20 protein-coding genes are annotated in these 20,269 nt (G+C 33.0%); 14 read left to right on the forward strand and 6 right to left on the reverse strand.

What is annotated here, in order from left to right; translation table 11 throughout:
* The first annotated feature begins 61 nt into the window (after positions 1–61).
* Positions 62–640 (forward strand): glutathione peroxidase, encoded by a 579-nt coding sequence (locus F6464_RS01885; protein WP_151106053.1) that lies wholly within the window; start codon positions 62–64, stop codon positions 638–640.
* 3 nt (positions 641–643) lie between these two features.
* Here F6464_RS01885 and F6464_RS01890 read toward each other — a convergent pair whose 3' ends face one another.
* On the reverse strand, positions 644–1,144 hold the full coding sequence (locus F6464_RS01890) for a GNAT family N-acetyltransferase (RefSeq protein WP_151106480.1): 501 nt from the start codon (positions 1,142–1,144) through the stop codon (positions 644–646).
* 127 nt (positions 1,145–1,271) lie between these two features.
* Between F6464_RS01890 and menD the strand changes: the two genes are divergently transcribed.
* From menD to F6464_RS01950, 12 genes are all read left to right on the forward strand, one after another.
* Positions 1,272–2,933 carry a 2-succinyl-5-enolpyruvyl-6-hydroxy-3-cyclohexene-1-carboxylic-acid synthase gene (menD, locus tag F6464_RS01895; protein ID WP_151106054.1) on the forward strand — a complete coding sequence of 554 codons (1,662 nt, stop codon included), beginning with the start codon at positions 1,272–1,274 and terminating at the stop codon, positions 2,931–2,933.
* A gap of 89 nt (positions 2,934–3,022) precedes the next feature.
* Positions 3,023–3,883 carry a CvfB family protein gene (locus F6464_RS01900; RefSeq protein ID WP_151106055.1) on the forward strand — a complete coding sequence of 287 codons (861 nt, stop codon included), beginning with the start codon at positions 3,023–3,025 and terminating at the stop codon, positions 3,881–3,883.
* A gap of 32 nt (positions 3,884–3,915) precedes the next feature.
* Positions 3,916–4,749, forward strand: a complete 834-nt coding sequence (locus F6464_RS01905) for a 1,4-dihydroxy-2-naphthoyl-CoA synthase (RefSeq protein WP_151106481.1) — start codon at positions 3,916–3,918, stop codon at positions 4,747–4,749.
* Positions 4,750–4,839: 90 nt separating this feature from the next.
* Positions 4,840–6,075 (forward strand): HD domain-containing protein, encoded by a 1,236-nt coding sequence (locus F6464_RS01910; protein ID WP_151106056.1) that lies wholly within the window; start codon positions 4,840–4,842, stop codon positions 6,073–6,075.
* 122 nt (positions 6,076–6,197) lie between these two features.
* On the forward strand, positions 6,198–7,226 hold the full coding sequence (gene lpxD / locus F6464_RS01915; RefSeq protein WP_151106057.1) for a UDP-3-O-(3-hydroxymyristoyl)glucosamine N-acyltransferase: 1,029 nt from the start codon (positions 6,198–6,200) through the stop codon (positions 7,224–7,226).
* Positions 7,227–7,229: 3 nt separating this feature from the next.
* Positions 7,230–8,618 carry a bifunctional UDP-3-O-[3-hydroxymyristoyl] N-acetylglucosamine deacetylase/3-hydroxyacyl-ACP dehydratase gene (locus F6464_RS01920; RefSeq protein WP_151106058.1) on the forward strand — a complete coding sequence of 463 codons (1,389 nt, stop codon included), beginning with the start codon at positions 7,230–7,232 and terminating at the stop codon, positions 8,616–8,618.
* 10 nt (positions 8,619–8,628) lie between these two features.
* Positions 8,629–9,414, forward strand: a complete 786-nt coding sequence (lpxA, locus tag F6464_RS01925; RefSeq protein ID WP_151106059.1) for an acyl-ACP--UDP-N-acetylglucosamine O-acyltransferase — start codon at positions 8,629–8,631, stop codon at positions 9,412–9,414.
* Positions 9,415–9,546: 132 nt separating this feature from the next.
* Positions 9,547–10,110, forward strand: a complete 564-nt coding sequence (efp, locus tag F6464_RS01930; protein WP_151106060.1) for an elongation factor P — start codon at positions 9,547–9,549, stop codon at positions 10,108–10,110.
* A 6-nt stretch (positions 10,111–10,116) separates the two neighbouring features.
* Complete coding sequence (locus F6464_RS01935; RefSeq protein WP_151106061.1) at positions 10,117–11,046, forward strand: UDP-3-O-(3-hydroxymyristoyl)glucosamine N-acyltransferase; 930 nt, start codon at positions 10,117–10,119, stop codon at positions 11,044–11,046.
* A 2-nt stretch (positions 11,047–11,048) separates the two neighbouring features.
* Positions 11,049–11,411, forward strand: coding sequence for a nuclear transport factor 2 family protein (locus F6464_RS01940; protein WP_151106062.1), 363 nt, complete (start codon positions 11,049–11,051; stop codon positions 11,409–11,411).
* Between the two features lie 85 nt (positions 11,412–11,496).
* Positions 11,497–12,369, forward strand: a complete 873-nt coding sequence (sucD, locus tag F6464_RS01945; protein ID WP_151106063.1) for a succinate--CoA ligase subunit alpha — start codon at positions 11,497–11,499, stop codon at positions 12,367–12,369.
* Positions 12,370–12,516: 147 nt separating this feature from the next.
* On the forward strand, positions 12,517–12,945 hold the full coding sequence (locus F6464_RS01950; protein WP_151106064.1) for a hypothetical protein: 429 nt from the start codon (positions 12,517–12,519) through the stop codon (positions 12,943–12,945).
* A gap of 266 nt (positions 12,946–13,211) precedes the next feature.
* On the opposite strand, the gene F6464_RS01955 is transcribed toward F6464_RS01950, so the two are convergent.
* Complete coding sequence (locus tag F6464_RS01955; protein ID WP_225318016.1) at positions 13,212–13,634, reverse strand: glycine zipper family protein; 423 nt, start codon at positions 13,632–13,634, stop codon at positions 13,212–13,214.
* Positions 13,635–13,803: 169 nt separating this feature from the next.
* Between F6464_RS01955 and F6464_RS01960 the strand changes: the two genes are divergently transcribed.
* The gene (locus tag F6464_RS01960; protein ID WP_151106066.1) at positions 13,804–16,212 is read left to right on the forward strand and encodes a T9SS type A sorting domain-containing protein; all 2,409 of its coding nucleotides are present in this window, start codon (positions 13,804–13,806) and stop codon (positions 16,210–16,212) included.
* A 69-nt stretch (positions 16,213–16,281) separates the two neighbouring features.
* Here the strand turns inward: F6464_RS01960 and F6464_RS01965 are convergent, their stop codons facing one another.
* Genes F6464_RS01965 through tsaE form a run of 4 tightly spaced genes read right to left on the reverse strand, consistent with a single transcriptional unit; the run spans position 16,282 to position 20,155 of the window.
* A complete protein-coding gene (locus F6464_RS01965) occupies positions 16,282–18,066 on the reverse strand; it encodes an ABC transporter ATP-binding protein (protein WP_151106067.1) in 1,785 nt (594 codons plus the stop codon).
* Positions 18,067–18,094: 28 nt separating this feature from the next.
* Complete coding sequence (locus F6464_RS01970; protein WP_151106068.1) at positions 18,095–18,469, reverse strand: DUF4258 domain-containing protein; 375 nt, start codon at positions 18,467–18,469, stop codon at positions 18,095–18,097.
* A gap of 36 nt (positions 18,470–18,505) precedes the next feature.
* On the reverse strand, positions 18,506–19,699 hold the full coding sequence (locus F6464_RS01975) for an alanine dehydrogenase (protein WP_151106069.1): 1,194 nt from the start codon (positions 19,697–19,699) through the stop codon (positions 18,506–18,508).
* 45 nt (positions 19,700–19,744) lie between these two features.
* Positions 19,745–20,155 carry a tRNA (adenosine(37)-N6)-threonylcarbamoyltransferase complex ATPase subunit type 1 TsaE gene (gene tsaE, locus F6464_RS01980; RefSeq protein ID WP_151106070.1) on the reverse strand — a complete coding sequence of 137 codons (411 nt, stop codon included), beginning with the start codon at positions 20,153–20,155 and terminating at the stop codon, positions 19,745–19,747.
* Positions 20,156–20,269 lie beyond the last annotated feature (114 nt).

A 20,269-nucleotide genomic window follows, 5' to 3' on the forward strand; every position in this document is an offset into this window, starting at 1 on the left:
CTTTAATAATTGCTCATCACATTAACTGGACTATTTAAATTATTTTTATAAAAAATTTACAATGAAAAAAATAATTACAATTGCAATAAGTGTCTTTTTATTGGTAGGGTGCCAAGGACAAAGTCAAACTAAAACCGTTACTAAAACTACTGTTATGGAAAAACAAAACATCTATCAATTTAAAGTGGAGGATTTATCAGGCAAAACCTTTGATTTTGCAACTCTAAAAGGGAAAAAGATAATGATTGTAAATACTGCATCGAAATGCGGTTTGACTCCACAATATAAAGATTTAGAAAAAATCTATAAAGAATATAAGGACAAAAATTTTATAATCATTGGATTTCCGGCTAATAATTTTGGTCAACAGGAGCCTGGAACAAATCAAGAAATAGGCGCTTTTTGTCAACAAAATTACGGTGTCACTTTTCCTATGATGAGTAAAATTTCAGTTAAAGGAAACGATATGGATAAAGTATATCAATTTTTGACACAAAAATCAAAAAACGGATTGCAAGATTCAGAAGTAGAGTGGAATTTTCAAAAGTATTTAATCAATGAAAAAGGCGAATTAGAGAAGGTGATTTCACCACAGGTTTTGCCAACAGATAATGTTATTATTAATTGGATAAAAAATTGATTTCTAATCAATTAATATTAGTTGCATAAATAATAGGTCTAGCCACTTTCCGAATTTAAAACCAGCCTCTTTTATAATGCCGCACTCTTTAAATCCAAATTTTTTATGAAAAGCAATGCTTCCAGAATTATCAGCATCTATAGCGCCAATCATAGTATGATATCCATTTGTTTTTGCCAATTGAATTAATTCATTTAATAATAATTTCCCAATTCCTTTTCCAATATAATTTTCAGAAACATAAACAGAATGTTCTACAGTAAATTGATAGCCAATTTTTTCTCTAAAAGTGCCATAGGTTCCATAACCAATAGTTTGTCCATTAATTTTGGCAACTATAACAGGAAAATTTTGAGTTTTTTTAGCTGTAAACCATTGCTTTTGTATTTCAATAGTCTGAATATCATAGTTGTAATTTGATGTAGTATGTAGTATCGAATAATTGACAATTGCTAAAATTGCAGGTAAATCGTTAGTTGTTGCTGACTTAATTGTTACGTTCATCGGATTTTTTGATACTTTCATCAAATATAAAGAAAGTTTCTGCTTTTTTTCTAAAAATTTAGAGGTGAAATATTAAATTTGTTAGCTTACACATTCTGTTTAAATAGATGTTCCAATATTTCTTATAATGATTTATCCTAAAATTCCACTAGCTCAAAGTATTATTCAAATTTGTTTAACCAAAGGTATAACACAAATTGTCATTTCTCCAGGTTCGAGAAATGCACCTTTAACTTTGGGATTTGTAAATAATCCAGATTTTACTTGTTATAGCATTGCTGACGAACGCTGTGCCGCTTTTTTTGCATTGGGAATTGCACAACAACTCAATAAGCCAGTAGCATTGGTTTGTACTTCGGGTTCTGCTTTATTAAATTATTATCCAGCTTTCGCTGAAGCTTTTTATAGTCAAATTCCATTAGTTGTAATCTCAGCTGATAGGCCGTACTCAAAAATTGATATTGGTGATGGGCAAACCATCAGGCAAATGAATGTGTTTCAAAACCATTCGTTGTTTAATGCCAATCTTACTGAAGGCGAATCAAATGAAAATGATTTTAAGATTAACAAAGCCATAAACATTGCATATACTCAAAAAGGACCAACGCATATCAATGCACCATTTGAAGAACCTTTGTATGAAACGGTTCGAAAAATGACTGTAGATCCTACGATTTCAGCATTTGCTAAAGTATATAAAACCATAGCGATTGACGACATCATTGCCTACACAAATTTATGGAATTCAGCTGCAAAAAAATTAATTCTAGTTGGGACAAATGCGCCTAACGAGATCGATGATGAAATTACGAATGCAATTGCTAATGATCCTTCTATAATGGTAATGACTGAAACTACATCAAATTGGAATCATCCTACTTTTTTGAATACTATTGATACTATCATAACACCATTTAAAGAGAAAGATTTTAAAGCTTTTCAGCCCGATATTTTAATAACTTTTGGCGGAATGATTGTTTCTAAAAGAGTGAAAGCTTTTTTACGACAATATAAACCAAAACACCACTGGCATATAGATCCCCTTAGAGCCTACAATACTTTTGGCTGTTTAGATCATCATTTTTGGGCGAGTCCAAATGATTTTTTTAATCAAATATTACCTTTTACCAAAACCGTTTTAAGTGATTATTTTGACAAAGGAAAGGCCTTCAAAAAACAACGCCTAATTAAGCATCAAAAATACTTAGATAAAATTCCGTTTTCTGACTTGAAAGCATTTGAAATTATATTGCCGAGTTTACCTAAAAATAGTATGTTGCAATTGAGTAATAGTTCACCCATTCGCTATGCACAATTATTCCCAATAGATTCGAGTATTTCTGTATTTAGCAATCGTGGAACAAGTGGTATAGACGGCTGTACTTCAACTGCAATTGGAGCCGCAGTAATTAGCAAACAGCAAACGGTTTTAATCACGGGCGATATAGGTTTTTTATACGATAGTAATGGACTATGGAATGAATACATACCAAAAAACTTCAAAATCATTCTTATTAATAATGGTGGTGGAGGAATTTTTAGAATTTTACCGGGACATCAAGAAACCAAAGTATACAATACTTTTTTCGAAACAGCACATTGCCATACTGCCGAACATTTGGCAAAAATGTATGGTTTTGAATATTCAATTGCCAGTGATGCAGAAAGTTTAACTTCAGCTTTAAATGCATTATACAGCCAAAATGAAAAGCCAAGCATTCTAGAAGTTTTTACACCAACATTACAGAATGATAAGATATTGTTGCAGTATTTTAAGGAGTTAGTGTAATTTGTTTTTATCGCAATAAACGAATAATTCTAAAACTTTGAATTCCTCTTTGTACCTTTGCATTTCAGAACCTTTGCAACTTATACGAAATGATTGAAATAGGAAAATACAATACACTAACCATATTACGAGATACTAAAGTAGGATTGTTTTTAGGAAATCCAACCGCTGACCCAGAAGGTATTCACGACATACTTTTACCTAATAAATACGTTCCTAACGAATTTGAAATAGGCGAGGAGCTTATCGTTTTTGTTTATTTAGACCACGAAGAGCGTCCTGTAGCCACAACATTAGAGCCTTATATTTTATTAAATGAATTTGCACTTTTAAGGGTAAATTATGTCAATCAAGTGGGTGCTTTTATGGATTGGGGAATGGAGAAAGACATTCTTGTTCCGTTTAAAGAGCAAGCTCGACCAATGGAAAAAGGCAAACGCTATCTCGTTTATTTGTATATGGACGAAAAAACCAATCGATTAGTGGCCTCAAGCAAAACCAATCAGTTTTTAAACAATGATACCCTAACGGTTGAAAAAGGGGAAGAAGTAGATTTAATCGTTTCGCATATTACTGAAATTGGTATTAACGTCATCATCAACGAAAAATACAAAGGATTGGTTTATAAAGATGAAGTATATGACGATTCCATTCGTACTGGAGATAGAATGCGTGGTTATATCAAAACAATACGTCCTGATAATAAAATAGATGTTTCTTTTCAAATACAAGGGTATTTGAATATCGAACCCAATGCCCAAATTATTTTGGATGAACTAAGAGCAAGTCGTGGTTTTTTGCGTTTGAATGACAATTCGCATCCTGAAGACATCAAAACGGTATTGAAAATGAGTAAGAAAACTTTTAAAAAAGCAATTGGTTCTTTGTATAAAGACAAACAAATTGAGATAAAAGAAGATGGTATTTACTTGATTCAAAATGCAGATTAATTTTTTGAACACTATAATTGAGATTTAAAATGATAGATTGGAAAACCGTAAGAGAATTTGAAGATATAACCTATAAAAAATGCAATGGTGTAGCCCGTATTGCTTTTAATCGTCCTGATGTGCGCAATGCTTTTCGTCCAAAAACTACTTCAGAATTATATGCCGCATTTTATGATGCTCAAGAGGATACTTCTATAGGAGTGGTTTTGCTTTCTGCCGAAGGACCTTCTTCTAAAGACGGAATATACTCTTTTTGTAGCGGTGGCGATCAAAATGCACGTGGTCATCAAGGATATGTTGGAGAAGATGGTCAACACCGATTAAATATTCTTGAAGTGCAACGCCTTATTCGGTTTATGCCAAAAGTTGTTATTGCAGTCGTTCCGGGTTGGGCAGTTGGTGGCGGACACAGTTTGCATGTAGTTTGTGATTTGACATTAGCGAGCAAAGAACATGCAATTTTTAAACAAACGGATGCCGATGTAACTAGTTTTGATGGCGGTTACGGTTCGGCTTATTTGGCTAAAATGGTGGGTCAGAAAAAAGCTAGAGAAATTTTCTTTTTAGGTCGTAATTATTCTGCACAAGATGCTATGGATATGGGAATGGTAAATGCTGTAATTCCGCATGCTGAGCTAGAGGATACTGCTTATGAATGGGCACAGGAAATTTTGCAAAAATCACCAACTTCTATAAAAATGCTAAAATTTGCAATGAATCTTACTGATGATGGTATGGTTGGACAACAAGTATTTGCTGGCGAAGCGACTAGATTAGCTTATATGACTGAGGAAGCCAAAGAAGGACGAAATGCCTTTTTAGAAAAACGGAAACCAAATTTTGGGGAGAATAAATGGTTGCCGTAATTTTATTTATGTTACAAATTCACTTTCATTTTATTATTAAATAATTGAACAGCTAAATTTCTTATATTTATTCTCCAAAAATCATTACTTGTGAGTCAAATCAATAAACTAAAAATATTAAACGATCCTATTTACGGATTCATAACTCTACCCAATACCTTACTTTACGATTTAATTCAGCATCCTTATTTTCAGCGGTTGCGACGCATCTCTCAAATGGGAATGTCCTATTTGGTTTACCCTGGCGCACATCATACCCGGTTTCATCATGCTTTAGGATGCATGCATATTATGCAAAAAGCCATAGAAGTTTTACGTTTTAAAGGCGTTTCAATTTCTAAAGACGAAGAAAATGCGTTGTTTATTGCTATTTTATTACACGATATTGGTCATGGCCCTTTTTCGCATGCTATGGAACACAGTATTGTAGAAAATGTAAATCACGAATCCATATCATTACTTTTCATGGAAAAACTCAATGAAGAGTTTGACGGAAAGTTAGCTTTGGCAATTCAAATATTTAAAGGGGATTACAATAGAAAGTTCATGTTGCAACTTATTTCCAGTCAGTTAGATATGGATAGAATGGATTATCTGAAACGCGATAGTTTTTATACTGGTGTGGCTGAAGGTAACATCAATTCTGATCGATTGATACAAATGATGAACGTTGTTGATGATGTATTGGTAATTGAAGAAAAAGGAATCTACTCGGTTGAGAAGTTCCTAATGGCCAGACGATTAATGTATTGGCAAGCTTATTTACATAAAACCAGTCTGGTAGCCGAATTAATCTTGACAAAGGTTTTAAAAAGAGCCAAGGAGTTGACTCAAAAGGGTATTATTTTGCCTTGCAGCAAGCCTTTATTGTTTTTTATGCAAAATAAAGTCGAGTTAAATGACTTTGATGGTATTGTTTTGAATGAATTCTCTCAATTAGATGATTATGATATTATTAGCGCTTTAAAAAATTGGCAACATAACGACGATTTTATTCTAAGTTCATTAAGCAAAATGATTATCAATAGAGATTTACTTAAAGTTAAATTAAGTAGTGAGAAGTTTCCTATTGAAGAAATCCAGCAACTATTCGATCGATTTTCAAAAGAGAATGCTATTTCACAACAAGATGCTCATTATTTTATTTTCAAAGGAAAAATCAAGAACCAAGCCTATAGCAAAGAGGCTGAACCTATTCGAATTTTAAAGAAAGATAAGACAATAGAAGATGTAGTTGAAGCATCCGATCAGTTAAATTTAAAAGCATTATCAAAATCAGTAATCAAATATTATATTTGTTTTCCAAAACAACTACTCGAAAAGTAGTAACTAAAATCTATTTTTTATATTTTTGTCAATGTTAAATAGGCCAATCTGCTTTTTCATATTGTAATAAAACCTAATTTACTTGGTTTGATTTAAAATATAGGAAAGTATTATACATTAAAATGAAATTTACTGCAGAACAAATAGCGGGTATTTTAGAAGGAGAAATTGTAGGCAACCCTATGGTTGAAGTCTTTAGGTTGTCTAAAATTGAAGAAGGAACTTTAGGTTCGCTTACATTTTTGTCCAATCCAAAATATTTAAATTATATTTATACTACACAAGCCTCTGTAACGATAGTAAACAACACATTTATTCCTGAAAACGACTTAACAACAACGCTAATTAAAGTTGAAGATGCCTATCAGGCATTCTCAAAGTTATTAGAATATTACAATCATGTAAAAAACAATAAGAGCGGAATCGAACAACCTTCGGTAATTTCTGAAAATGTTAAATATGGTTCTGAATTGTATTTGGGAAGTTTTAGTTATATAGGTAACAACGTTGTTTTAGGAGATAATGTCAAAATTTATCCCAATTGTTTCGTAGGTGACAATGTAATAATAGGGGATAATGTAACGATTTTTGCTGGAGCAAAAGTGTTTTCAGAAACAATAATTGGTAATAATTGTGCTATTTATTCAGGTGCGATAATTGGTTCTGACGGTTTTGGCTTTGCACCGCACGCCGATGGAACTTATTCGAAAATTCCTCAAATAGGAAATGTAATTATCGAAGATAATGTAGATATTGGTTCTTGCACAACTATTGATAGAGCCACAATGGGTTCTACAATCATTAGAAAAGGAGTAAAGTTAGACAACCAAATTCAAGTGGCGCATAACGTAGAAATAGGGGAAAATACCGTAATTGCAGCGCAAACAGGAATTGCAGGTTCTACAAAAATCGGTAAAAATTGCATGATTGGAGGTCAAGTGGGTTTTGCAGGACATTTAACTATTGGTAATAATGTTCGCATACAAGCACAATCAGGAGTAGGCAGAAACGTAAAAGACGGAGAGGTATTACAAGGCAGCCCTACATTTGGGTATACTGAGTTTAGCAAATCGTATGTTCATTTTAAAAATTTACCTAAAATTATTTCAGAATTCGAGGAATTAAAAAAAACTATAAATAATAAAGATTAAGCTATGGTTAAACAAAAAACCATCAAGAGTGAAATTTCTCTTATTGGAGTTGGACTTCACACTGGAAAAGAAGTAAAAGTAACTTTTAAACCAGCACCAGTAAATAATGGTTATACTTTTGTTCGTGTCGATTTAGAAGGTAGCCCAATTATTGAAGCGGATGCTAACTATGTTGTAAATACACAACGTGGCACAAATTTAGAAAAATTAGGTGTGAAAATTCAAACTCCGGAGCACGTTTTAGCTGCTTTTGTAGGATGTGATGTCGATAATGTAATTATTGAATTAGATGCCTCTGAATTGCCTATCATGGATGGTTCAGCTAAATTTTTTGTCGAAGCTATTGAAAAAGTTGGAGTTGAAGAACAAGACGCTAAAAGAAACGTATATGTCGTAAAAGAAATTATTTCATTTACAGATGAAGCTACTGGAAGCGAAATTATTTTAATGCCAAGTGATGAATATCAAGTAACTGCAATGGTCGATTTTGGGACTAAAGTATTAGGGACTCAAAATGCTAATCTTAAAAACATTGCCGATTTTAAAACTGAAATTGCAGATTCTAGAACGTTTAGTTTCCTTCACGAATTAGAAGCACTCTTAGACGAAGGTTTAATAAAAGGAGGTGACTTAAACAATGCGATAGTCTATGTTGATAAAGAAATTTCGGAGAAAACCATGAATCATTTAAAAGTGGCATTCGGAAAAGAAGATATTTCAGTAAAACCAAATGGCATTTTAGATAATTTGACATTGCATTACCCAAACGAAGCGGCGAGACATAAATTATTAGATGTTATAGGCGATTTAGCGCTTATTGGATCAAGGATTCAAGGAAAAGTAATTGCTAATAAACCCGGACATTTTGTAAATACGCAGTTTGCTAAAAAAATGTCTAAAATTATTAAAATTGAACAACGAAATCAAATTCCTTATTACGATTTACATAAAGAACCATTGATGGATATTCATAAAATCATGAGTATCTTGCCACATCGTCCTCCATTCTTATTTATTGACAGAATTATAGAAATGTCTGAAAGCCATGTAGTTGGAATGAAGAATGTAACTATGAATGAAAGTTTTTTTGTTGGGCATTTTCCAGAAGCACCAGTAATGCCTGGAGTTATTATTGTAGAAGCGATGGCTCAAACTGGAGGGATACTGGTTTTAAGCACCGTTCCTGACCCAGAAAATTACCTGACTTTTTTCATGAAAATTGATAATGTTAAGTTCAAAAACAAAGTATTGCCTGGAGATACTTTAATATTCAAATGTGATTTGATTACACCTATTCGAAGAGGTATTTGTCACATGCAAGCAAATGCCTATGCTAATGGAAAGTTAGTAGCTCAAGCCGAATTGATGGCGCAAATCGCAAGAAAACAATAAAGAAAAGAACATGAATCAACCTTTAGCATACGTTCATCCGGGATCAAAAATAGCCAAAAATGTAGTAATAGAGCCTTTTACAACCATTCATAACAACGTAATCATTGGTGATGGAACTTGGATAGGTTCTAATGTAACCATTATGGAAGGCGCTAGAATAGGAAAAAATTGTAATATTTTTCCAGGAGCAGTTATTTCGGCGGTTCCACAAGATCTAAAATTTGGAGGAGAAGATTCTCTAGCTATAATTGGTGACAATTGTACCATTAGAGAATGTGTAACTATTAATAGAGGAACAATTGCCTCAGGACAAACTCTCATTGGAAATAATTGCTTAATAATGGCAGCAGCACACGTGGCTCACGATTGCATAGTTGGCGATAATTCTATTATTGTTAATGGTGTTTTATTAGGAGGGCATGTTACGATAGGTAAATATGCGGTTATTGGCGGTTTAGCAGCCATTCATCAATTTATATCAATTGGTGATCATGCTATGGTTTCTGGAGGGTCTTTGGTTAGAAAAGACGTTCCCCCATATACTAAAGCCGCAAAAGAGCCCTTGTCTTATGTTGGTATCAATTCAGTTGGATTAAGAAGAAGAGGATTTACATCTGAAAAAATACGAGAAATTCAAGATATTTATAGAATTCTGTATCAAAAAAATTACAACAACACTCAAGCAATAGGAATTATCGAAGCAGAAATGGAAGCAACACCAGAACGTGACGAGATTTTAGATTTTATCAGAAACTCATCAAGAGGAGTAATGAAAGGCTATTCGGGGAATTATTAAAAAAATATTTAATGGGTTATTCGTTGATTCGAATCAATAAATATTAAAATCAACACGTCAAAAAAATAGAAGATGGGTTCTTTATTCATGAATCATAAATCTAAAAATATAAATCTAAAATCATAAATTATAATGGCATCAACATCAGATATTAAAAACGGATTGTGCATAAAATACAACAACGATATTTATAAAATTATTGAATTTCTTCATGTTAAACCAGGGAAAGGACCTGCTTTTGTTAGAACAAAGCTCAAAAGTCTTTCTAATGGTAAAGTACTAGACAATACTTTTTCTGCGGGCCATAAAATTGAAGAAGTTCGAGTAGAGAATCATAAATTTCAGTTTTTATATCCAGAAGGCGATTTATTTCATTTTATGAATGTAGAATCTTTCGAGCAAATCTCTTTAAACAAAAGTATTCTTGATTCTCCTGAATTGTTAAAAGAAGGAGAAAACGTAATGGTAAGCATTAATACAGAAACCGATTTACCTCTTTCAGTAGATATGCCCGCTTCTGTAGTTTTAGAAGTGACCTATGCGGAACCAGGAGTAAAAGGAAATACGGCTACAAATGCTACAAAATCGGCAACTGTTGAAACAGGTGCTACTATAAACGTTCCTTTATTTATTAATGAAGGCGATAAAATCAAAATTGATACCTCCAACGGGAATTATATGGAACGCGTTAAGTAATGTAATATGAAATTTCCAAAAGTTCATTCTTTAGAAGAAATAGCCAATTTGTTGAATTGCGAATTTGTAGGTGACAGAAACTTTTCCGTTTATGGCATGAACGAAATTCATGTGGTTGAGCCAGGAGATATTGTTTTTGTAGATCATCCAAAATATTATGATAAAGCACTACAATCTGACGCTACAATAGTTTTAATAAACAAAAAAGTATATTGTCCTGATGGCAAAGCGTTATTAATTTCTGATGATCCTTTTAGAGATTTCAATACCTTAACGAGACATTTCAAGCCTTTTCAGTTTTCTAATACTTCAATTGCTTCTTCTGCTAAAATAGGGGAAGGAACTGTAATTCAGCCAAATACTTTTGTTGGAAATAATGTTGTTATTGGAAAAAATTGTTTGATTCATTCAAATGTTTCCATATACGATCATACTATTATTGGTGATAATGTTATTATTCATGCAGGAACTATTTTGGGTGCCGATGCTTTTTATTATAAAAAACGACCAGATGGTTTTGACCAATTAGTTTCTGGCGGAAGAGTGGTTATTGAAAACAATGTAGGTATTGGAGCTCTTTGCACTATTGATAAAGGAGTTACTGGCGATACTACTATTGGTGAAGGAACCAAAATAGACAATCAAGTACATGTAGGACACGATACGGTTATTGGAAAAAAATGCCTTATCGCCTCCCAAACTGGAATTGCAGGTTGCGTAATTATAGAAGATGAGGTTACGCTCTGGGGACAAGTTGGTACCACTAGCGGAATAACCATTGGAACAAAAGCCATAATTATGGGGCAAACTGGAGTCACCAAATCGGTTGAAGGCGGAAAATCGTATTTTGGAACTCCTATACAGGAATCGAGAGAAAAACTCAAACAATTGGCTAATATTAAAAAAATCCCTGAGATTTTAAATAAACTAAAATAATTATGTCTGCTAAACAAATTGTACAGGATTTTTATAAATCGGATGCTTTAATCAATGCAACTGTTTTAGATATTTATTTACATCCAGAAGTTATCTTGGAGTGGAACAGTACAAAAGGTTTTATTAAAATGGATCGCAAGGGTTTATTAGACATCGCTACTGCATTAAGTAAAGCCTACATTCGTTCAAAAGTTAGTATCAGCCATATTTTAGAAGAAGGAAATTTAGTTTCTGTGCGTTATTCGCATTACATAAAAACAATTGAAAACCCTAGAGAAGAAATGCTTTTGGCACATTTCATAGTGATTTGGGAAATCAAAGACGACAAACTTTACCGTGGCTATCAAATGAGTCAATTATCCTAAATTATTTTGATTAAAAAACTTCAAAAGTAATTTTCAAAACCTTACTTTTGCAACACAATTTTAAAAACTACATAAAAAATATATCATGAGTGTTTTAGTTAATAAAGATTCTAAAATCATTGTTCAAGGTTTTACAGGAAGTGAAGGAACTTTTCACGCTTCTCAAATGATTGAATACGGAACTAACGTTGTTGGTGGTGTTACTCCTGGGAAAGGTGGTACAACTCATTTAGAGCGACCTGTTTTTAATACAGTAAAAGATGCTGTTGAACAAGCTGGGGCTGATACAACGATCATTTTTGTTCCACCTGCTTTTGCTGCCGATGCCATTATGGAAGCTGCTGAAGCCGGAATTAAAGTAATTATAACTATTACCGAAGGTATTCCTGTTGCTGATATGATTAAAGCGTATCAATACATTCAAGGAAAAGACTGTAGATTAATTGGTCCAAATTGCCCAGGTGTAATTACTCCTGGTGAAGCAAAAGTAGGGATTATGCCTGGTTTTGTTTTCAAAAAAGGAACTGTTGGTATTGTGTCTAAATCAGGAACATTAACCTATGAAGCTGCTGATCAAGTAGTAAAACAAGGGATGGGAATCACGACTGCTATTGGGATTGGCGGAGATCCAATTATTGGAACTACTACTAAAGAAGCGGTTGAATTATTGATGAATGATCCAGACACCAAATGCATTGTTATGATTGGTGAAATTGGTGGTCAACTTGAAGCTGATGCTGCAAAATGGATAAAAGCGGACGGAAATCGCAAACCAGTTGTAGGTTTCATTGCTGGTGAAACTGCTCCAAAAGGAAGAACAATGGGCCACGCAGGTGCAATTGTTGGTGGTGCTGATGATACAGCGGAAGCGAAGAAAAGAATTATGAAAGAATGTGGTATTCACGTGGTAGATTCTCCTGCTGAAATAGGTAAAAAAGTAAAAGAAATCATGGGATAGATAGTATTTCTAAATGAAATAACTTCGCTATAGTTAATCAACTTAAAAGCTCCACAAAACGTGGAGTTTTTATTTTTAAAATAATAAGCCATACAGATTTGGACAAATTATCAAATCAATACAATAACAAATTACCGAATAAACACTATGTACAAAGAATTAAAAAAGTTTAAAACCAACAATAGTTTCAATTATACAACAAACGATAGTTTAGAAGAAGTTTGCAACGCATCTGAAAACGGAAGTGGCGTATTTCTAGTATATGCAGTTGATGGAGAAGAAAAAGAATTGATTATGGTAGGTTCTACTGGAACTGTTCAGAATGACGGAACGCTAAAAAGCAAAAATGGCGGTCTTTTTGACAAAATAGTAAACGGACATCAATTTGCAAAAACAGGAAGAAAGTATACTTGGCCAACTCAAATGAAATCTGAAAACATTGCGAGTTTAGAAGTGTATTGGTACGAAACCTTTAATGCCAAAACTAAAGTAATTCCTACTTATATCGAAGCATTGATTTTGCAAAATTTCTTAGACGAAAACGCACGATTGCCTAGATGGAACGTTGCTTTTTAAAATTAAAAATTATGAACTAAGGTTTAACTGTTTTAATAAAAATTGAGAAAAGCGTTCAAAAAATTACCTTGTATTAAATGATTATATAATACAAGGTAATTTTTTAGAATCTAAAGATTAAATACCTGTTAATCAGTCAAGAATCGTATTAAGAAGATTTGTTCTGCGTCATTTCGATTTTTTAAAAAGTATCGAGGAGCATAAACAAAAAAAGCATTCAAATTGATGTTGTAAATTGGTATCCTAAAATATTTAGGGTTATAATTTTATTTATTCTTTTTTGAATCTATTATGGCACCAGTACCTGCTCCAACACCAGCTCCAGCTAAACCACCAATAATTGCTCCTTCACCATGTTTTTTACTAACCAATGCACCTGTTACTGCACCAACACCTGCACCAATAACAGCCCCTTTCGCAGCATTACTCCATCCTTTTTTCTTTGGAGTAACTGTTGCAGAATTTTGAACCGTTGTCAATTGTTTCGATCGTTGAGTTGCCATTATAGTTTTCATTGAATCGATTGACTTTTGCTTCGCCATTTCTACATCTTTTTTTGCCATGACAGCATTCATAGAATCGATAGTAATTTGTTTAGAATCATCGACTACACCAACTTCGTTAGCAGTTTGTTTACAAGATGATAAAGTAATAATTGCAAGAGATAAGGCTAATAATTTCGTTTTCAAAAGTTTGTTATTTAAAGTTACTGTAAATGTAATCATTTTATTTCATTATAACTTATTTATTCTTAAACAATTACTAGTTTTTACCTTAAAGAGTAATTCTGACTTTGTATGTAGAAAAAACACAACTGTTTTCTTAATTTTTATACATTTACACTTTAATCTATTTTTTATGAGAATATTATACTTTTTAGTAATGGGGCTGTTGGTCTTTAATGGGGTAAACGCGCAGATTGTGAATATTACTGATTCAAATTTTAAGGCGAAGCTCTTAAAGTCTGATACCAATACCTATATAGCTCTAAATTCATTGGGAAAACCTATTAAGATTGATGCCAATAATGATGGTAACATTCAGATAAGTGAAGCTCAAAATGTAGCAACTTTATGGATTAGTAGCTCAAATATTATATCATTGTCAGGAATATCTAGTTTTAGTAATTTAACTGATTTAGATTGCGAATCAAATAAACTTGTTTCGTTAAACTTAGATGGGTTATTAAATCTTAATAAATTAAGATGTAGTTCAAATCAACTCACTTCTCTTGATGTAAAGAATTTAATAAATCTTGAAAGTGTAGTTTGTCGTTCAAATCAACTCGTTTCACTAAATGTAGATGGGTTATCAAATCTTACTGAGTTAGATTGTAGTGGAAATAAACTCGTTTCGCTAAACTTACAAGGCTTAGTCAACCTCGGCACTTTTTATTGTAGTAGAAATCAACTCGTTTCTCTAAATTTAGAAGATTTATTAAATCTTGTTGATTTAAATTGTGGTGCGAATAAACTTGTTTCGCTAGATTTAAGTGGCAAATTAAAAATATCTAATTTAATATGTTCTAGTAATCAACTCACTTCACTTGATATAAGCGGTTTAAATATATGGTATCTAGAGTGTTCAAATAACCAGCTTTCATCATTAAATTTAGGAGGCATACCAAGCTTATATGGGTTATATTGTAATGATAATCTGCTTGAGTTCATAGATGCTAGTAATTTGACATTTCTAAATGGACTTACTTGTAATAATAATCCTAACTTAAAACAAATATCAATCAAAGGGAGTAATAAGTTAAATATTACTTCTTGCAATTTTACTAATAATCCAAATCTTGTTTATGTTTGTACAAATGAGAATAAGATTAGTGAAATAGTTGATTATTTCTCGAAAAATGGTATTACAGGTGTCAATGTTAATTCTTATTGTAGTTTTAATCCAGGAGGAACATTTTATACCATTCAAGGAAATACTAAACTTGACAATAACAATAATGGTTGTGATGTTGCAGATACAAATTACCCAAATTTAGAATTCAATATTTTAAATGGTACTGTTTCAGGAAGTTTAATTGCGAATACAACAGGCAATTATACTATTTCTGTTCAAGAAGGAATGCAGACTATTACTCCAGTTCTAGAAAACCCAAGTTATTTTATGGTTTCGCCAACTAATACAGTGGTAACTTTCCCAACGCAAACGAGTCCATTTACACAAGATTTTTGTATTACTGCCAATGGGATTCATCCTGATTTAGAGGTTGCTGTCTTGCCAATAACAAGAACACGAGCAGGCTTTGATGCTAAGTATACAATTATTTATAAAAACAAAGGAAATCAAACACAATCAGGTTCAGTAAACCTTACTTTCGATGATGCCGTTTTAGATTTGGTCACAGCAAATCCTCTAGTTACTAATCAAAGTGTAAATAATTTATCATGGAATTTTACTGATTTGAAACCATTTGAAACTCGAAAAATTGAACTTACTTTGAATGTCAATTCTCCCACGGAAACTCCAGCAGTAAACAACAACGATCGTTTGAGTTTTACAGCAGTAATAAATCCTGTTAATGAAGATGAACAGCCCGTTGATAATTCATTTGTTTTGAGTCAATTGGTTGTTGGTTCTTATGACCCAAATGATAAAACCTGTTTAGAAGGAGCAACTATTCCACCAAGTGCGCTAGGTAAATATGTGCATTACATGATTCGTTTTGAAAACAAAGGAACCGCTGAGGCAGAAAATGTCGTGGTAAAAGACATGATTGACACTTCTAAATTTGATATTAGTTCATTAGTGGTAACGCAAGGAAGTCATCCTTTTGTAACTAAAATTTCAGAAACCAACAAAGTAGAGTTTATTTTCGAAAATATCAATTTACCTTTTGAGGACGCTACAAATGACGGTTATGTGGCTTTTAAAATCAAAACAAAACCGAGTTTAGTGGTTGGGGATTCATTCAGCAATACCGCTAGCATTTATTTTGATTATAATTTTCCAATTGTAACCAATACGGCTACGACTTCTGTGCTTCAAAGTTTAGGAAATCAAGATTTTGAGTTTTCAACTTATTTTAATGTGTTTCCAAATCCAGCAAAACAAGTCTTGAATATTGATGTTAAGAAACAAATAGAGCTTTCTTCAATTAGTATTTTTAATACATTAGGACAACAAGTATTAGTAATTCCTAATACACAACTAACAAAACAAGTTGATGTTTCCAATTTAAAAACCGGGAATTATTTTATAAAAGTGAGTTCTAATAAAGGAAGTGCTAGTGGGAAGTTTGTTAAGGAGTAAAAGACGCCATGAACTAACTTGAAATATTCATTAAAATTATTCGTATCATTAAGTTAAACCTTAAAAAAACTACGAATTACTAAATTGTAAGTTACTCAGGTTTTTATACATTCCATTTTCTAAAGCAATCAATTCCTGATGTGTACCTTGTTCAGTAATTATACCATTATCAAGAACTAATATTTGATCTGCACTACGAATGGTAGAAAGACGATGTGCAATAATAATACTCGTTCTGCCTTCCATTAAAATTTCTAGGGCTTCTTGTACCAACTTTTCACTTTCACTATCTAAAGATGAAGTGGCTTCGTCTAAAATTAGGATGCTAGGGTTTTTAAGTAAGGCTCGAGCAATAGCTATACGTTGACGCTGTCCGCCTGATAACTTAATCCCTCTTTCGCCCACAATAGTTTCAAATTGCTCTGGGAATCCTTCTATAAAGTTTAAAGCATTGGCTTGTTTAGCAGCTATAAAAATTTCTTCTTCAGTAGCATAAGGTTTACCATAAGCGATGTTCTCTTTTATGGTTCCACCAAATAAAATCACATCTTGGGGTACAATACTCATATTGCCACGAAGGGTTTCTAAATCAAAATCATAAAGACTTTTTCCATCAATTTCAATGGCGCCACCCTCAATGTCATAAAACCGAAGTAGGAGTGAAGCTATAGTCGATTTTCCAACACCACTCGGGCCTACAATAGCTATTTTTTGTCCAAAGTTGGCAGTAAAACTCACGTCTTTTAAAACCTGTATTTCTTTTCTGGAAGGATAACTGAACTTTACATTTTTAAAAGTCACATTCCCTTTAATTTTTTGGGCTACTGCCAATGGGGAGCTATTAATTTTTTCGGGGGTTTCTTCTAACAATTCGAAAACTCTTTCGGTGGCACCAATGGCTTTTTGCATTTGTGCATACAATTCGGCAATTCCGCCTGACGATGCTCCAACATAACTAGAATATAGTATAAAAGTAAACAATTCACCCACTGTAATTTCACCTGCAATACTCAATACAACTCCATACCACACAACAGCTACTATAGTCCCAAACAAACACACAATAATGAAGGAAGCAAAATACCCTCTAAAAAGTCCACCTTTAATGGCAATTTTAACAACATCTTTAATTTTATCTTTATACCGACCTATTTCATACCACTCGTTAGCAAAAGCTTTAACAATACTAATTCCTTGCATGGTTTCTTCTACTATAACCTGACTATCGGCAACTTCATCTTGAACTTTCTTAGAATACTTACGAATAAATCGACCAAAAATAACTGCAGCAACTCCAACCAACGGAACTACTGAAACCATCATAATAGTCAACTTAATATTAATACTGGCCAACATGGCAAAACTCCCTATAATCAATATAAACTGACGTAAAAATTCAGCAATTGTAGTAGTAAGTGTGTCTTGTATCTGACTGATATCATTGCTAATTCTACTGTTTAATTCTCCCACTCGTTTTTGAGAAAAAAAGGACATGGGTAATTTTACCAAATTAGTGTACAATGCTAAACGAACATTAGCCAAGGTGTTTTCTGTAAAATTTACAAATAATGAAAGTCTAAAAAACGAAAAAACAGATTGCAAAAGCAAAACCAATCCAAGTCCTAATGCTATTAAATTGGCTTGATGCCCGTCTTTTTTATTGACACAGTCCACCAACATTCCCATAAATTTAGGAAAAGCCAATGCTGTTACACTAGTTAAAAGCAAGAAAACCAATCCTAAATAAAATTTCCAACGATGGTTTCCGGCATATTGAAATATAAGTGTGGCTTTTTGAAGAGAAGTTGCCGTAATTTTTGATTTAGGTAAATCGTTTTCTTTGAATCGTGCCATTATAAAATGTTGTTTCTAGGTTGAATCCCTATTTCTTAATAATGTCTTTTAAAACTGCTTTATTCGAGTAATTAACAACTTCTAAAATGATTGGTTGGTTGTTTTTTGTCTTGCCTTCAATAATATAAAGCTTCCCTTTTTCGAAAGAGATATTGCTTTTGTCAAAATCGACATCACCATATGTTAACGAATTTTTAATATCCGAAGTGTCAACCCATTTTTGGGCTAATATTTGTTGTGCTTTGTCCGAAAAAGTAAATGGTTTGTTTCTCAAATCATTCAAAACTCGAGCATTCGGAAAGTAATTGCAACGCGTGTCTTTACCACTAAAAACCATTGCCACAAAAAACAATCCCATTATAAAACCAATTAAATAATAGGAAAAGCGATATCTAAAAGTCATCTGTTATTTTTTTTGCAAATGTAATTTAAAGTTCTGTTAAAAAACAATTAAATTAATGTCGCTATCCGGAATATTAAACCATTCGCCTATGGCTTTGTTGGTTAAGATACCGTGATACAAATAGACGCCATTTTTGAGACCTTTATCGATACGAATAGCGCTCTCAAGCCCACCATCATCAGCAATTTGAATTAAAAATGGAGTAATAATATTGCTTAAAGATAATGAAGCCGTTTTAGAATACCGAGAAGGAATATTGGGCACACAATAATGAATAACATTGTTTTTTATGAACGTAGGTTTTTCATGAGTCGTTACTTCCGATGTTTCAAAACAACCACCCGTATCAATGCTTACGTCTACAATAACGGCACCTTTTTTCATGTGTTCTACCATAGTTTCAGTGACTACCACAGGACAACGCTCTTTGCCTCGCATTGCGCCAATCGCAACGTCACAACGGCGCAAGGCTTTTAGTAATGATTTTTGGTGAATGGTGGAAGTGAAAATACGCTGGTTTAAATTGTTTTGCAAACGTCTTAATTTAGTAATCGAATTATCGAATACTTTTACATTAGCTCCTAATCCTAAAGCAGTTTTGGCTGCAAATTCGCCTACTGTTCCAGCGCCAAGAATCACCACATCAGTAGGAGGGACGCCTGTAATATTTCCAAATAACAAGCCTTTTCCAAATTGATTGTTTATCATCAATTCGGCAGCAATAAGTATAGAAGCTGTTCCGGCAATTTCGCTTAATGATTTCACGGCAGGATAGGATCCGTCTTCATCTTTAATGTATTCAAAAGCTAGTGCTGTAACTTTCTTTTTTTTGAGTGCTTGAAAATAATCGGCTTTTCTGGTTTTTAATTGAATGGCAGAAATAACAATCGCTTCTCTATTAATCAACTCAATTTCTTCAATAGTCAAAGGCTCTACTTTTAGTAGGATAGGGCAACTAAATACTTTTTTAGTGTCATTTGTAATTTCGGCACCAGCATCACTGTATTCTTTATCCGAATAACTAGAACTCAAACCTGCACCCGATTCTAATAGTATTCGATGTCCATGAGAAATAAGCGAATTTACCGCATCAGGAGTCAAGCAAATTCTTCGTTCTTGAAAACTGGTTTCTTTGGGAATACCAATAAAAAGTTCGCTTTTATGACGAGCTATTTCTAACTTTTCTTCTTGAGGAAGTAGTTGTTGCTTTGTAAATGGAGTAAGTGCCATAAATAGTCTTCTGAATTATTTGCAGCAATTTACAAAATTTTCTGCTTAACAAGTCAATAGAAGTGTTCTTTTTCCGTTGGAGACTAATTTTATTTTAACTATGGAATGTGTTTCAGGAATTAAATTAGGTATTTTTTCTGCCCATTCAATAAAACACCAGTTGCCAGAATATAAGTATTCATCAATTCCCATATCTAGTGCTTCGGTTTCATTTTTTAATCGGTACATGTCAAAATGATAAAGTAACTTATTGTCAATGGTTTGGTATTCATTAACTAAAGAAAAAGTTGGACTACTGGTTGGGCCTTCAACACCCAAAGATTTAGCTAATGCTTTTATCAAAGTTGTTTTGCCAACCCCCATTTCGCCATGAAATAAAATTACTTTTTTAGGGTCTTCAGCTAATATTTGTTTTGCAACCTCATTAATTTGCTCTAATGAAAATGTAATCTCCATGAATTTTAGTATTTATATATTCAGTCGCTTCAAACTATATCGAGAAGCTATTTAATTTATAGTGTTATCGATACTTCGCAGCCATTTACTGCCACAAATGGTTGCTCAACTCGA

The organism is Flavobacterium luteum (assembly GCF_008806775.1).
GTDB lineage: Bacteria > Bacteroidota > Bacteroidia > Flavobacteriales > Flavobacteriaceae > Flavobacterium > Flavobacterium luteum.

Excerpts from the sequence above, each read along its gene's own strand:
- F6464_RS01890 (WP_151106480.1), bottom strand. The coding sequence starts at position 1,144 with ATGAACGTAACAATTAAGTCAGCAACAACTAACGATTTACCTGCAATT.
- efp (WP_151106060.1), top strand. The coding sequence starts at position 9,547 with ATGGCATCAACATCAGATATTAAAAACGGATTGTGCATAAAATACAAC.
- menD (WP_151106054.1), top strand. The coding sequence starts at position 1,272 with ATGATTTATCCTAAAATTCCACTAGCTCAAAGTATTATTCAAATTTGT.
- F6464_RS01975 (WP_151106069.1), bottom strand. The coding sequence starts at position 19,699 with ATGGCACTTACTCCATTTACAAAGCAACAACTACTTCCTCAAGAAGAA.
- lpxA (WP_151106059.1), top strand. The coding sequence starts at position 8,629 with ATGAATCAACCTTTAGCATACGTTCATCCGGGATCAAAAATAGCCAAA.
- F6464_RS01885 (WP_151106053.1), top strand. The coding sequence starts at position 62 with ATGAAAAAAATAATTACAATTGCAATAAGTGTCTTTTTATTGGTAGGG.
- F6464_RS01935 (WP_151106061.1), top strand. The coding sequence starts at position 10,117 with ATGAAATTTCCAAAAGTTCATTCTTTAGAAGAAATAGCCAATTTGTTG.
- F6464_RS01920 (WP_151106058.1), top strand. The coding sequence starts at position 7,230 with ATGGTTAAACAAAAAACCATCAAGAGTGAAATTTCTCTTATTGGAGTT.
- F6464_RS01970 (WP_151106068.1), bottom strand. The coding sequence starts at position 18,469 with ATGACTTTTAGATATCGCTTTTCCTATTATTTAATTGGTTTTATAATG.
- lpxD (WP_151106057.1), top strand. The coding sequence starts at position 6,198 with ATGAAATTTACTGCAGAACAAATAGCGGGTATTTTAGAAGGAGAAATT.
- F6464_RS01940 (WP_151106062.1), top strand. The coding sequence starts at position 11,049 with ATGTCTGCTAAACAAATTGTACAGGATTTTTATAAATCGGATGCTTTA.
- sucD (WP_151106063.1), top strand. The coding sequence starts at position 11,497 with ATGAGTGTTTTAGTTAATAAAGATTCTAAAATCATTGTTCAAGGTTTT.
- F6464_RS01965 (WP_151106067.1), bottom strand. The coding sequence starts at position 18,066 with ATGGCACGATTCAAAGAAAACGATTTACCTAAATCAAAAATTACGGCA.
- F6464_RS01950 (WP_151106064.1), top strand. The coding sequence starts at position 12,517 with ATGTACAAAGAATTAAAAAAGTTTAAAACCAACAATAGTTTCAATTAT.
- F6464_RS01960 (WP_151106066.1), top strand. The coding sequence starts at position 13,804 with ATGAGAATATTATACTTTTTAGTAATGGGGCTGTTGGTCTTTAATGGG.
- F6464_RS01900 (WP_151106055.1), top strand. The coding sequence starts at position 3,023 with ATGATTGAAATAGGAAAATACAATACACTAACCATATTACGAGATACT.
- tsaE (WP_151106070.1), bottom strand. The coding sequence starts at position 20,155 with ATGGAGATTACATTTTCATTAGAGCAAATTAATGAGGTTGCAAAACAA.